The following is a 14,551-nucleotide window of genomic DNA, read 5'->3' as shown; positions in this document are numbered from 1 at the left end:
CATGTTTGCCAGACATAGACGTTTAAGACAAACAAAGGCATTTAGAGATTTAGTAAGAGAAACAAGTTTGTCTGTTAATGATTTTATTCAACCAATTTTTGTAAAAGAAGATTTACAAGAACCAAAAGAAATTCTGTCAATGCCTAATGTATATCAATTACCATTAACGCATGTGTTAGATGAAGTCAAAGAGATTGTTTCTTTAGGTATACAAGCTATTATTATTTTTGGTATTCCAAAGCATAAAGATGAGATTGGTTCAGCCGCATGGGACGATGATGGGATTGTGCAACAAGCTATTCGTTTAATCAAAAAACATTATCCAGACTTAATTGTAATTGCTGATACATGTTTATGTGAATTTACAAGTCATGGACATTGCGGTTTATTAGATAGAGGTCATGTTTGTAATGATATATCTCTTGAGAAATTAACCCAAGTAGCTATTTCACAAGCAAAAGCAGGTGCAGATATTATCGCTCCGTCAAATGCAATGGACGGGTATGTCATGTCTATTCGCAAAGGATTAGATGAAGCAGGTTTTGCTTATACACCAATTATGTCGTATTCTGTGAAATTCGCTTCTAGCTTTTATGGACCATTTAGAGATGCGGGAGAAAGTGCACCAGCTTTTGGCGATAGAAAAACATATCAAATGGATCCTGCTAATCGTTTAGAAGCACTAAGAGAAGCAAAAAGTGATGAAGAAGAAGGTGCAGACTTTTTAATGGTTAAACCTGCACTTGCCTTTTTAGATATTTTAAGAGATGTAAAAGAAAGAACGCATTTACCAGTTGTTGCGTATAATGTAAGTGGTGAATATGCCATGGTGAAAGCAGCCGCACAAAATGGTTGGATTGATGAAAAATTAGTCGTTCTAGAAATGTTAACAGGTATGAAGCGTGCTGGAGCAGATTTAATTTTAACATACTTTGCCAAAGATGCCGCAACATATCTTCAGCAGTAAGGAGTAAACAATGAAAATAGAACAGTCAGTAAAATCTTTTGAGGCATCTCAAAACGTATTTCCAGGTGGAGTAAATAGTCCAGTAAGAGCATTTAAAGCTGTGGGAGGTATACCTTTATTCATTGATAAAGCAAAAGGAGCCTATCTTTATGATGTTGACGGTAATCAATACATTGATTATGTGTTGTCATGGGGACCAATGATTTTAGGCCATGCACAAGATGATGTGATTGATGCTGTTCAAAAAGCTGTGTTAAAAGGAACAAGTTATGGTGCTCCAAGTCCAACAGAAACACGATTGGGTGAATTATTACAAAAACGAGTACCTTATTTGGAAAAATTACGTATGGTTAGCTCAGGAACAGAGGCAACTATGAGTGCCATTCGTGTGGCACGTGGTGTAACAAAACGTGATAAAATTATTAAATTTATTGGCTGTTATCATGGGCATAGTGATGCGTTTTTAGTTCAAGCGGGTTCGGGTGTGGCGACATTTGGATTGCCTAATTCTCCGGGTGTACCGGCTTCTACGGCACAAGATACACTAACATTACCTTATAACGATATAGAGGCATTAAACGCATGTTTTGAACAATGTGGAGATGATATTGCATGTGTCATTATCGAAGCAGTTGCAGGCAATATGGGTTTGATTAAAGCCGATGAAGCATTTATACAAGCCATTCGTTCATTGACAAAAAAACACGGCGCATTGTTTATTATTGATGAAGTGATGACAGGTTTTAGAGCAAGTTATACAGGCGCAACAGGATTATATGATGTTGAACCAGATTTAATTTGTCTTGGTAAAGTCGTGGGTGGTGGTTTCCCAGTTGCTGTTTTTGGTGGTAAAAAAGAATATATGGACGAAGTAGCCCCTTTAGGTAGCATCTATCAAGCAGGGACATTATCTGGTAACCCGATTGCCATGACGGCAGGTTATGAAACAGTTAACCGTTTAACACCCGATTTATTTAAACAAATGGAAAAACATGTTGATATGCTGTGTACAGGATTGAAAGAGTTGGCAAACAAATACACTATACCTTTACAAGTCGTGAGTGCAGGGACAATGTTTGGATTCTTCTTTAACGAAAATGCAGTAAAAAACTTTGAAGATTCTAAATCAAGTGATCAAGATTTATTTGCTAAAGTGCATCGTTTATTACTTGAAAAAGGGGTGTATATTGCACCTTCTCAATATGAATCGAATTTCATGTCAACAGCACATACGACAGAAGATATTGAACGTACATTGAATGTATTTGACGATGTATTTGGTGAGCTATATGGGTAAGATTGTATTAGTCACGGGAGGTGCTAGAAGTGGCAAATCTTCCTTTACCGAAGAACAGCTGTGGGATAAAGACAATGTTTGCTATATTGCCACAGGGGTGATGAAACAACCGGATGCAGAATGGCAAGAGCGTGTACGGTTGCATCAAGAACGTCGACCAAAATCATGGGGAAACCATGAACAATACGATCATATTGGTGCATGGATACAGACACAATCGTACGATTATTATTTATTAGATTGTGCCACGATGTTAACGACGAATGTTTTGTTTGATACGGTAGAAACATTATTTCCTGAGAAAATTATGATGGAAGATACGAATTTTTTAACGAAAGAACAACAAAGTATTGTGACAGCACATATTCAAAAAGAATGGCAAGCCGTGATGGATGCTGTTAGAGAAAAAGATACAACAATGTATATTGTGACGAATGAAATCGGATTGGGTATTGTCCCTGATACAGCATTAGGGCGCTATTTTAGAGATGTTCTAGGCAATATCAATCAACATTTAGCAAAGGAGGCAAGTGAAGTCTACTTAGTCATTTGTGGACTATCACAACGATTAAAATGATAAAAGCATTGATTATTTACACACAATTTTTTAGTCGCATTGCTATTCCTAAAACGATAGATATATCTTATGTGCGAAAAGGAATTCCATTTATTACATTATTTGGTTTTTTGATTGGTCTTATATCTGGAGCATTTTACTTTATTACCCAATTATTTTTACCAAAGCTAATTGCATGGATACTTACCTTTCTGTTTGATGTTTTATTAACAGGAGGATTTCACTTAGACGGTTTGGCAGATATGGCAGACGGCTTGTTTTCCTCACGAAAAAAAGAACGTATGTTAGAAATCATGAAAGACAGTCGCATTGGTAGTAATGGTGTGCTCGCCTTAATTTTGTATTATAGTGTAATGTTTGTATCTTTTTCGTATTTACCAGAACCTAAATGGTTTATTGTTGTTTGTCTATCCATGATAGGTAAAGCCGGCTTATCGTTACAACTTTATGAAATGACTTATGCACGAGCAACAGGAGGTTCTGGCCAATTTTTCTCAGGAACGACTTTAACCCAAATTGCTTTGGCACAAATACTACCGATTATATCGTTAACGTTGGTATTTGGTATAAAAGGCTTTGTAGGATATATGCTTGTGTTATTAGGAGCAGTGGGATATAGATGGTTTGTCTACAAAAAAATAGATGGGCATACAGGAGATACATTAGGAGCATTTGTTGAAATTGCTCATATCTTATTATTGTTAGGACTGATGATATGAAAGTTTATATGATGCGACATGGCGAAACGGATTATAATAAAGCAAGATGTTTTTACGGGAGTGCAGATGTGTCTATCAATGACACAGGTAAACAACAAGCACATCGCATAAAAGACATTATGGCAGATTATCCAGTCGATAAAATTTACATCAGTACATTAAAAAGAACTTATGAAACAGCCAGTATCATTTTTGAAAATCAAGTATTTGATACAGTAAAAGGCTTTGATGAAAAAGGATTTGGTCAGTGGGAAGGGTTAAATGCTGATCAAATTCAAGCAACATATCCTGAGGAATGGCAAGCGTGGTTGGAGGCACCTTTTGAGGTAACTCCACCACTAGCTGAACCATTTACTCAGTTTCAACATCGTGTTTGGGAAGCATTTGACAGAATTTTGAAAGCCCATCAAAACGACAGTATTGCGATTGTGGCACATTTAGGCGTGTTACGGTTGCTCTATCAATCAGTGATTGATAAAGATGCTGTTTTTTGGAACATTGATTTTCCACAAGGTACTGTCACATGCTTTGAAAACACCCATTCTAATGAATGGGAAAGCTATTTAATAACTAGGAAGGAGGCATAAAATGGGGAAACATATTCAAGATAAAGTAATATTTGAAAATGGGGTAGAATTAAGAAATAGAGTTGTCATGGCCCCTATGACCATTAGTGCATGTGAACCAGGAGGCTATGTGTCACAAGCAGATATTGATTATTATAAACAACGTGCAAAAGGAGTAGGTATGATTGTCACAGGTTGTGCTTATATTGATCCTTTAGGACAAGCATTTGAAAACAGTTTTAGCGTCGCTGAAGACGATAAAATTGAAGGATTAAGCCGATTAGCAAAAGCCATTCAAGAAGAAGGTAGTTTGGCAATTTTACAAATTTATCATGGAGGTAGAATGGTCTTTCCTGATGTGATAGGTGGCAAACAGCCTGTTGCACCAAGTGCTGTCAATGCGATTAGAAGTTTTACGGTTACACCAAGAGCACTAACAGCACCCGAAGTAAATGAGATGATGGATCTGTTTTTACGTGCAATTGAACGTGCAATGGAAGCAGGATTTGATGGGGTTGAATTGCATGGTGCAAATACTTATTTACTACAACAATTCTATTCACCACATTCAAATATTCGTCGTGATAAATGGGGTGGAACACCAAATAATCGAATGCGTTTTTCAAAAACATTAGTGAAAAAGGCGAAACAGCTTATTAAAGAAAAAGCAACAAAACCATTTTTACTAGGCTATCGCTTTTCTCCAGAAGAAATTGAAAATCCAGGTATTACACTGTTTGATACATTACAGTTGATTGAGCAACTCATTCGTAATGGTATAGATTATTTGCATACTTCAGTATCAAATGTATGGCGTTCATCTCTTAGAGAAACCAATCAAACAGAACCAATTATGCATAAAATTGTTGAGAAAATTGACAATCGAGTACCTTTTATTGCTGTTGGAAATATTCGAACAGGTGAAGATGCTCAAAAAGTATTGGATGCCAATATTCCATTGTTTGCATTGGGAAAACCATTATTACTAGATCCTGAATGGACCCAAAAAGTTGCTCAAGGAAGAGAAAACGAAATTATCACTGTTTATAAAGACGAGTTACAAAATATTTTAAAACTGCCAACAACGTTTGTTGAAGAGTTAAGAGATTATTTAGAAGGAAAATATTAAATTCAAGGGAGATTTTATTATTATGAAAAAAAGCAAATTATGGCTTGGCTTAGCAGGATCAGTGCTGATGTTAGCAGCTTGTCAACAAAAACAAGACGCAACATCAGAAAATAAAATGGATAAAACAGAAATGGCGTCCGATAAAGAAAAATTAACAATTGCATGGAGTCAAGATGTTGGAGATTTAAATCCGCATCGCTACAATCCGGATCAATTTGTGACACAAGATATGGTCTATGAGGGCTTAGTACGTTATGGGGACAACGGTGTTATCGAACCTGTTTTAGCAGAATCGTGGAAAATTAGTGAAGACGGTAAAACATACACATTTAAATTAAGACATGCTAAATTCTCAGATGGATCTGAATTTAATGCTAAAAACGTTAAGCGTAATTTCGATACAATTTTTTCAGAAGCAAATAAATCAAATCATTCATGGTTTAATTTCACACAACAATTAGACACATATAAAGTTGTTGATGACTACACATTTGAATTAACATTAAAACAACCTTACAGTGCAACATTGTATGATTTAGCCATGATTCGCCCAATTCGTTTCTTAGGAGATGCAGGATTTCCAGAGGGTGATGATACAACCAAAGACAATGTAAAAATGTCTGTTGGAACAGGACAATGGGTTTTAAAAGAAAAGAAAAAAGACGAGTATGCAACTTTTGTTCGTAATGAAAATTATTGGGGAGAAAAACCAAAATTAAAAGAAGTGACGATTAAAATCATTGCAGACCCACAAACGAGAGTATTAGAGTTTGAGTCTGGTAATTTAGACTTATTATACGGAAATGGATTGATTAGTTTAGATACTTTTGCACAATATGCAAAAGATAGTAAATATAAAACAGGGGTATCTGACCCACTATCTACACGTTTATTATTATTGAATGCTAAACAGCCTGTTTTCCAAGATAGAGTCGTTCGTAAAGCAATGAATCATGCGATGAATAAAAAAGAAATTTCAGAGAACTTATTTAGAGGAACAGAAAAACCAGCAGACACTATTTTCTCTAAAAAAACACCTCACTCTGACGCAGGATTAACACCTTATGAATATGATGTCAAAAAAGCAGAATCACTATTAGATGAAGCCGGATGGAAAAAAGGTGCAGACGGCGTTCGTGAAAAAGACGGTAAAAAATTAACAATCAACATGCCATATATTTCAACTAATGCCGCAGATAAAGATTTAGGTGAATATTTCCAAGGTGAATGGAAAAAATTAGGAATTGATGTGCAATTACAAGCAATGGAAGAAAATGGATACTGGACAAATGCAAAATCAGGTAATTTTGACATGATGCTAACGTATTCATGGGGAGCACCATGGGATCCACACGCATGGATGACAGCACTTGCTGAAACAGCAGAACATGGACATCCTGAAAGTATTTCTTTAGAAGCATTGGCGGTTAAACCTGAATTAGACAAAGTCATAAGAGAAACATTGGTAGAACCAGATGAAGCAAAAGTTGATGCAGGTTATAAAAAAGCACTGACAATCTTACACGAAGAAGCAGTGTATATTCCAATTACGTATCAATCTGTTGTATCTGTTTATCGTGCAGGTGAATTAGAAGGTGTACGTTTTGCACCTGAAGAAAATTCTCTACCACTACGCTACATTAGTAAAGCAAAATAGTACATTTATAAAAGAGAAGAGGCCCCACACGCATAAGTGGGGCTTTCATTTAGAAAAGGATGAAGAAGATATGTTAAAAAAATGCCTATCATTTTTTGTTGCTTTATTACTAATCTCGATATTGACCTTTTTGCTAACAAAACTATCCTCTCAAGATCCCGCTGAAAGTTACTTACGCATTTCCAAAATTGGTATTACAGCAGAATCTTTAGCCAATGCAAGAGAGTATTTAGGCTTAAATAAATCATGGCTTGAACAATATTTAGATTGGTTATCTAAAGCGATTGTTGGTAATTTTGGTAACTCCTATTTATTAAAATTACCCGTTTTACCACTTGTAGCGACAAGTTTTTTATCGACTTTATATTTAGGATCTATTTCATTTATATTAGTTATTGTCATATCGTTACCATTAGGTGTACTAACAGGTATACGCAAACACTCTATTTTGGATAGAGTAATACAATTTTTCTGTTTTTCAAGTGTTTCCGTGCCTACGTTTTGGTTAGGTTATCTATTGATTATTCTTTTTGCCGTTCAATTAAAATGGCTACCCGTTTCCGGTAAAGGAGATATAACAAGTGTTATTTTACCAAGTGTTACATTGAGTATTCCAATTATTGGGCAATATATAGCACTCATTCGTAAAGTGATTAGTGAACAAATGGACAGTGTCCACGTCCAAAATGCAATGTTACGTGGTGTCAAAATGTCTTATATCATTAAACATCACTTATTACGAAATGCTCTACCAGCTATTGTAACAGGACTTAGTTTGACCTTTATTTATTTAATTACAGGATCATTGATTATTGAAGAAGTATTTGCATTTAATGGTATCGGAGGATTATTTGTTCACGCTTTACAATCAACAGATATTCCGATTATTCAAGCGTGCATGCTCTTATTTGGTTCCTTATTTTTAGTCAATAATTTAGTGGTACACGATATTACATTATGGATTGACCCACGTATTAGAAAAAGAGGTGAAACCAAACATGTCTAAACGTTTTATTTTTTCACTGACCATTTTATCTATTTTACTTATTTGTGCGATTTTTGCCTCTATGATTGCTCCATTTGATCCGCAATATGTGGATATTACGCATAAATTACTTGCACCCGAGCAATCTCATTTATTAGGAACAGATCAATTAGGTAGAGATGTTTTGTCTAGATTGTTGTATGGGGCTAGATTTTCTTTATTTTTAGCATTTTTAATTACCGTACTAGAAGTAACAATAGGGGTTACTATTGGTTTAATCATTGGCTGGTATCAAGGAAAAGTGGAACAAACATTTTTATGGTTTGCCAATGTCATTTCTGCTTTCCCAAGTTTCTTGTTGTCTTTGGCAACCATTGGTATTTTAGGGCAAGGAATGAGTAATATGGTCATTGCGGTTGTCATTGTAGAGTGGGTTTATTATGCTCGTTTAGTTATCAATCTTGTAAAAAGTGCCAAAGAAGAATCATTTGTAACAGCTTCACTCACAATGGGAATGCCTATTATACACGTGCTAAAAGTACATATTTTGCCATTTATTTATAAACCTATTTTAGTTGTAGCTTTAATGAATATCGGGAATATTATTTTAATGATTTCAGGATTTTCATTTTTAGGTATTGGTGTTCAACCCAATGTGTCAGAATGGGGCATGATGTTACACGACGCACGTCCATATTTCAGAACAGCTGTTTGGACGATGATGTCCCCTGGTCTTGCCATTTTCTTAACAGTTATTTCTTTTAATTTATTAGGAGAACATTTTGATGAGAAAGGGTGGAAACAATTATGGAAAAATTAGTTGTAGATGCTCTATCTGTTCAAATTGGTGATACTGTTTTGCTCAACCATATTGATATTGACTTAACAATAGGTAAGTCTTTAATCATTATTGGGGAAAGTGGTTCTGGTAAGACTCTTTTAACCAAAATGATTATTGGACAAGTACCAAAACAAGCAATCATTAGTGGAAAGATATTGTATAAAGGCCTATCATTATTGGATTTGTCAAAAAAAGAATGGCAAGTACTTCGTGGTACACAAATTGCTTATATGGTACAAAATCCAATGGCAATGTTCAATCCATTCCAAAAAATAAAAGTACACTTTTTAGAAACCATTTTAAGTCACGACAAAATGTCTAAAGAGGCTTGTTTGGACAAAGCCATTCAAGCTATGAAAGATGTTCGCCTAGGACATCCACAAGACGTATTAGAAAAGTATCCATTTGAGTTAAGTGGAGGAATGCTTCAACGTGTCATGTTAGCTATTTTGTTATGTTTAAATACGGATACAATTATTTTAGATGAACCGACCTCTGCATTAGACGCTTATAACCGAGATAATATCGTGCGCCTATTGAAAATGTTACTTGAAAAAGGAAAAACATTGATTACTGTCACGCATGATTACGACTTAGCACATGCATTAGGTGGCGAAATGTTAGTCATGTACAAAGGCGATATTGTCGAGAGGGGCTTTGTAGAAGACGTATTAGAAAATCCTCAACATCCTTATACACAAGAATTGGTATTAGGCAATCCTTATGAACGGTTGGTGAATGAACATGATTGAATGTCAGCATATTTATAAAAGTTTTCAAGGCAAAGAGATATTAAAAGACTGTCATTTTCATATCAAAAAAGGTGAAATTATTGGTATTATGGGTGAGAGTGGCAGTGGTAAAAGTACACTGGCAAAAATTCTTATTGGACTTGAAAAAGCAACAAAAGGACAAGTATTATTAGACGGAAAACCATACTGTGTTAAAAAAGATGGAGTTCGTATTCTTCTTGTGTTTCAAGATGCATTTCATGCGGTTAATCCATTATTTACTGTAAAGCAAATTTTATGTGAAGCATTAAAAGAAACCATTCAAATGGAAGAAATTAGTGCTATTTTAAAAGATGTAGGATTGGATGATACTTATTTGGAAAAAACGTCTAAAGAACTAAGTGGAGGTCAACTACAAAGAATTTGTATTGCTAGAGCATTATTACTAAAACCAGATGTCATTATTTTTGATGAAGCATTAAGTGGATTAGACCCTTTAATTCAAGGACAACTCTTAAAACTTTTATATGACTTAAAAGCAAGATACAATCAAACCTATGTGTTTATTTCACATGATTTTAATTTATGCTATGCAATATGTCATCGTGTATTAGTGATGTTTGAAGGAGAAATTGTTGATGAAATCAATGATTTCAATATACCAATGAACGTGACACATCCCGTGACACAAAATTTATTAAAAGAATCTCAAAATCCAAAATATTCTAAGTGCCAATTACGAAAAATTGTTGTAAAATTAGAAAGTCAAAGACAAAATATGAATGGAGAATAAAAAAGTGAAAAAAACATTTGAAACAAGAAAATTATACTTTGGATTTCCTGTTTTCTTTTTAGGATACAAAGACGATGTTCACGGATACAATATCTCAACATCTAGTTCAGCTTATTCTTTAGGGAGTATGATGGTTATTGCCATGAGAACAAAAGGCAATGCCATTACAGAAATTACAAAACACCGTCAATTTACAGTAAATATTCCAACACAAGAACTAACAAAAGAATCTGAATTAGCTGGTTTTAATAGCCGTAAAGACAAATTTGCTATTACTGGCTTAACCTATACACTAGGTGAAACAGTAGATGCACCACTAGTAGATGCTTGCCCTGTTTCTATTGAATGTGAAGTGATTGAAATGGTTGAATGTGGCGCATTAACAAATGTTATTGCTCGTGTGACAAGACGTGTCGTTGACGACTCTTTAATTGACGAAAATGAAGCATTCAGAAGTGAAATCTTTTCTCCAATTAGTTATATCGGTGACGGTGCTGCACGTCAATACCGTTATTATAATGATGAAGCAATCAAAATGGGAAGTATCATCAAAAAAATTAGAGAAGAACAAGAAAATATTGAAAAATAGAAACAACCTAGCGAATGAAAACAGTCATTCGCTAGGTTTTTATAATACATCACTATGAATTATAGAAGAAACGTGAATACAACATAAAAAGATAGACATTTCACTCATTTTAAGCTATTCTAAAATGGGTGTTTTTGTCATTTAGACAAAAATAAGAAATTTGCGAATGAGAGATAGTAGATACGTTTTAAGGAGAATGAAACATGAAAAAAATTGTTGTTCACGGGGGCAAAAAACTATTTGGGGAAGTGACAATAAATGGTGCAAAAAATAGTGTTGTAGCACTTATTCCAGCTGCCATTTTAGCGGATAGCCCAGTAACTTTAGAAGGTGTACCAGATATTAAAGATGTACATGCATTGATTGAGATATTACATGATTTTAATGTAAAGGCAGTATTTGATAATGGCGTGTTAACAATAGATCCAACACATATAAAATCTGTTCCAATGCCAAGTGGTAAAATTCAAAGTTTACGTGCTTCTTATTACTTTATGGGTGCAACATTGGCTCGTTTTCATGAAGGAGTTATTGGATTACCTGGAGGATGTTTTTTAGGTCCTCGTCCAATTGATCAGCATATTAAAGCTTTTGAAAAATTAGGTGCAACCGTGACGAATGAACAAGGTGCTATTTCTTTAGATGCTAAAAAACACGGGATACATGGCACACGTATTTACTTTGATGTTGTGTCTATTGGTGCCACAATTAACTGTATTCTTGCAGCGGTGAAAGCAAAAGGTAGAACCATTATAGAAAACGCTGCAAAAGAGCCTGAAATTGTTGATGTGGTAACATTATTGAATAAAATGGGTGCTAATATTCGTGGTGCAGGTACAGCCACTATTCGTATTGATGGTGTGGAACACTTACATGGCTGTACACATGCCGTTATACCAGATCGTATTGAAGCAGGAACGTATTTGTCATTGGCAGCCGCTTGCGGTGAGGGTATTTTAGTCAAAAATGTCATAGCCGAACATATTGAAAGTTTTTTGGCGAAATTAGACGAAATGGGTGTTGATTTTGTTGTTGGAGAAGAAGATATTTTAGTAAAACCAACGAAAGAATTAAATATGGTATCAATTAAAACGCAACCTTATCCGGGATTTGCGACTGATTTACAACAACCGATTACACCATTATTATTAAAAGCAACAGGAACGGGAACGGTTTTAGATACGATTTATCCAAAACGTGTGAAACACATTGCTGAATTGGTGAGAATGGGTGCAAATGTCAAAGTAGAAGGAGATACGATTCGTTTCAATGGGCCTTCTGAACGCCTTATGGGTGCACAAGTCACAGCTAGCGACTTAAGAGCAGGGGCATGTTTATTAATTGCCGGTTTAATGGCAGAGGGAACAACAGAAATTTATGGTGTAGAGCATATTTTAAGAGGATATGCCCATATTATCGATAATTTACGTGCATTAGGGGCGGATATTGAAATGGTTGAAATTGGAGGCGACTAATGGAAAATATTTGGACTTTAGAAACACTTGAGCAAGAAACGTTAAAAGAAATTTATAAATATGCTAGAGAATTAAATATTCCCTCATATAGTCAAATGAATAAAAAGGAATTGTGCATGGCTGTCATTCGTGCACAAGAAGAAACACAAGGTTTCTTTACAGTTGAAGGTGTTTTAGACGTTGTTTATAACGGACAAGATAGCTACGGTTTTTTACGTCCAATAAACTATACCCCAAGTCAAGAAGATATTTATATTTCTAATTCACAAATGCGTCGCTTTGATTTAAGAAGAGGCGATTTAGTGACAGGAACAGCTCGTCCACCAAAACAAAGTGAACGTCGCAATGGGTTAATGCATGTGTTAAAAGTCAATGGACAAGATCCAGAAAAAGCTAAAGAAAGAGAGCATTTTCCAGCTTTAGTCCCACTTTATCCAGACACACAAATTGTTTTGGAACATAAAACAAATGATATTGCTGCACGTGTGATTGACTGGGTAGCACCAATTGGGTTTGGACAGCGTGGGTTAATTGTTGCACCTCCAAAAGCAGGTAAAACATCATTGATTAAAACGATTGCCAAAGGAATTACACAAAATTATCCAGACGTTTATTTAATTGTCTTATTGATTGACGAACGTCCAGAAGAAGTAACTGATTTAGAACGCAGTATTAACGGAGAAGTGGTTTATTCGACATTTGATCAACAACCTGAAAACCATGTACGCTTAGTTGAGTTAGTTCATGAACGAGCATTACGCTTAGTTGAAGAAAAAAAAGATGTTGTCATTTTAATGGATAGCATTACCCGTTTAGCTAGAGCATATAATCTTGTTATTCCTCCGTCTGGTCGAACATTGAGTGGAGGGATTGATCCAGCCGCTTTTTATAAACCAAAACGTTTTTTTGGAGCTGCACGTAATATTGAGGACGGCGGTAGTTTAACAATTCTTGCAACGGCATTGATTGATACAGGTAGTCGCATGGACGATGTGATTTATGAAGAATTTAAAGGAACTGGTAATATGGAATTACATTTATCCAGAGAACTAGCAGAAAGACGTATTTTTCCTGCAATTGATATAAAAAAATCAGGCACACGTCGTGAAGAATTATTGATAGATAAAAAACGTTTAGACTTAATTTTTAAAATGCGTAACAGTATGAAAGGAGATTCACTCGAGTATACAGAGGCTATTTTAAAAGGAATGCGTAGTACAACAAGCAATAAAAAATATTTTGATTTATTAAAATAAGAAGGTAGAGAGAATATGACAAGAAAAGTATATTTAAACCATGACGGTGGTGTAGATGATTTAGTATCTTTATATTTATTATTGAAAATGGACGATGTTGAAGTTGTTGGTGTTGGTGTCATTGAAGCAGATTGTTATTTAGAACCTGCCGTATCTGCAAGTAAAAAAATTATTGAAAAATTCGGATCAGAAAAAGATAAAAAACATATCAAAGTTGCATCTTCTAATTCAAGACCGGTTCATCCATTTCCTAAAGAATGGCGCATGCACGCTTTTACAGTAGATGCCTTACCTATTTTAAATGAACATAAACCAGTAAGTGTTCAAGATAGTTCTTTGAAAGCACATGAAGATTTAGTGCATGTCTTAAAAAATAGTGATGAAAAAATTGATTTAGTTTTTGTTGGTCCATTAACCGATTTGGCAAGAGCGTTAGAAATGGATGCAAGCATTGAAGAAAAAATCAATAAATTATATTGGATGGGTGGAACATTTTTAGAGCATGGTAATATTGAAGAACCGGAGCATGATGGAACAGCAGAGTGGAATGTATTTTGGGATCCATTTGCTGCAAAACGTGTTTGGGATTCTTCAATCAAAATTGAATTAGTTGCTTTAGAAAGTACAAGAAAAGTACCTTTAACATTAGATGTACGTGATATGTGGGCAAGTCAACGTCGTTTTGAGGGAGTTGACTTTTTAGGACAATGTTATGCTATCGTGCCACCATTGACTCATTTTGTAACGAACTCAACATATTTCTTATGGGATGTATTAACGACAGCTTCATTTGGACAAGAAGCTTTAGTCAAACGTGACATTGTATACAGTGATGTGGTCACAACAGGAGCAAGTAAAGGACGCACGATAAAAGTAGAAAATGGACGACCAGTTGACTTAGTATATGATGTCAATCCAACAGCATTTTTTGATTATATTACCGATTTAGCTAAAAAATAGAAAGGAGTA

General features: G+C 35.0%; 15 protein-coding genes. All 15 read left to right on the top strand.

The window, feature by feature from the left end:
- The first annotated feature begins 1 nt into the window (after nt 1).
- The 15 genes from hemB (at nt 2) to GMA11_RS00255 (ending at nt 14,542) form a co-directional block, all read left to right on the top strand.
- The gene (hemB, locus tag GMA11_RS00325) at nt 2-967 is read left to right on the top strand and encodes a porphobilinogen synthase (RefSeq protein WP_163545213.1); all 966 of its coding nucleotides are present in this window, start codon (nt 2-4) and stop codon (nt 965-967) included.
- Nucleotides 968-977: 10 nt separating this feature from the next.
- On the top strand, nt 978-2,264 hold the full coding sequence (gene hemL / locus GMA11_RS00320; RefSeq protein ID WP_163545212.1) for a glutamate-1-semialdehyde 2,1-aminomutase: 1,287 nt from the start codon (nt 978-980) through the stop codon (nt 2,262-2,264).
- A complete protein-coding gene (cobU, locus tag GMA11_RS00315) occupies nt 2,257-2,841 on the top strand; it encodes a bifunctional adenosylcobinamide kinase/adenosylcobinamide-phosphate guanylyltransferase (RefSeq protein ID WP_163545211.1) in 585 nt (194 codons plus the stop codon). Before hemL ends, cobU begins: the two co-directional genes overlap by 8 nt.
- Complete coding sequence (gene cobS, locus GMA11_RS00310; RefSeq protein ID WP_163545210.1) at nt 2,838-3,560, top strand: adenosylcobinamide-GDP ribazoletransferase; 723 nt, start codon at nt 2,838-2,840, stop codon at nt 3,558-3,560. The genes cobU and cobS overlap by 4 nt, the downstream gene beginning before the upstream one ends.
- Complete coding sequence (locus GMA11_RS00305; RefSeq protein ID WP_163545209.1) at nt 3,557-4,147, top strand: histidine phosphatase family protein; 591 nt, start codon at nt 3,557-3,559, stop codon at nt 4,145-4,147. The genes cobS and GMA11_RS00305 overlap by 4 nt, the downstream gene beginning before the upstream one ends.
- Nucleotide 4,148: 1 nt before the next feature.
- Complete coding sequence (locus GMA11_RS00300) at nt 4,149-5,255, top strand: NADH-dependent flavin oxidoreductase (RefSeq protein ID WP_163545208.1); 1,107 nt, start codon at nt 4,149-4,151, stop codon at nt 5,253-5,255.
- Nucleotides 5,256-5,277: 22 nt separating this feature from the next.
- Nucleotides 5,278-6,912 (top strand): nickel ABC transporter substrate-binding protein, encoded by a 1,635-nt coding sequence (nikA, locus tag GMA11_RS00295; protein WP_163545207.1) that lies wholly within the window; start codon nt 5,278-5,280, stop codon nt 6,910-6,912.
- Between the two features lie 70 nt (nt 6,913-6,982).
- The gene (locus tag GMA11_RS00290; RefSeq protein ID WP_163545206.1) at nt 6,983-7,918 is read left to right on the top strand and encodes an ABC transporter permease; all 936 of its coding nucleotides are present in this window, start codon (nt 6,983-6,985) and stop codon (nt 7,916-7,918) included.
- On the top strand, nt 7,911-8,717 hold the full coding sequence (locus GMA11_RS00285; RefSeq protein WP_163545205.1) for an ABC transporter permease: 807 nt from the start codon (nt 7,911-7,913) through the stop codon (nt 8,715-8,717). The genes GMA11_RS00290 and GMA11_RS00285 overlap by 8 nt, the downstream gene beginning before the upstream one ends.
- On the top strand, nt 8,705-9,490 hold the full coding sequence (locus GMA11_RS00280; RefSeq protein WP_163545204.1) for an ABC transporter ATP-binding protein: 786 nt from the start codon (nt 8,705-8,707) through the stop codon (nt 9,488-9,490). The genes GMA11_RS00285 and GMA11_RS00280 overlap by 13 nt, the downstream gene beginning before the upstream one ends.
- Nucleotides 9,483-10,262 (top strand): ABC transporter ATP-binding protein, encoded by a 780-nt coding sequence (locus GMA11_RS00275; protein WP_163545203.1) that lies wholly within the window; start codon nt 9,483-9,485, stop codon nt 10,260-10,262. The genes GMA11_RS00280 and GMA11_RS00275 overlap by 8 nt, the downstream gene beginning before the upstream one ends.
- Nucleotides 10,263-10,266: 4 nt before the next feature.
- Nucleotides 10,267-10,851 carry a flavin reductase family protein gene (locus GMA11_RS00270; protein WP_163545202.1) on the top strand — a complete coding sequence of 195 codons (585 nt, stop codon included), beginning with the start codon at nt 10,267-10,269 and terminating at the stop codon, nt 10,849-10,851.
- Between the two features lie 203 nt (nt 10,852-11,054).
- Nucleotides 11,055-12,326 (top strand): UDP-N-acetylglucosamine 1-carboxyvinyltransferase, encoded by a 1,272-nt coding sequence (locus GMA11_RS00265; protein ID WP_163545201.1) that lies wholly within the window; start codon nt 11,055-11,057, stop codon nt 12,324-12,326.
- Nucleotides 12,326-13,582, top strand: coding sequence for a transcription termination factor Rho (gene rho / locus GMA11_RS00260; RefSeq protein ID WP_163545200.1), 1,257 nt, complete (start codon nt 12,326-12,328; stop codon nt 13,580-13,582). Before GMA11_RS00265 ends, rho begins: the two co-directional genes overlap by 1 nt.
- Nucleotides 13,583-13,597: 15 nt before the next feature.
- The gene (locus GMA11_RS00255; RefSeq protein WP_163545199.1) at nt 13,598-14,542 is read left to right on the top strand and encodes a nucleoside hydrolase; all 945 of its coding nucleotides are present in this window, start codon (nt 13,598-13,600) and stop codon (nt 14,540-14,542) included.
- Nucleotides 14,543-14,551: the final 9 nt, after the last annotated feature.

Source organism: Granulicatella sp. zg-ZJ (assembly GCF_010892355.1).
Classification (GTDB): Bacteria; Bacillota; Bacilli; order Lactobacillales; family Aerococcaceae; genus WM01.
This window is presented reverse-complemented; position numbering and strand designations above follow the sequence as displayed.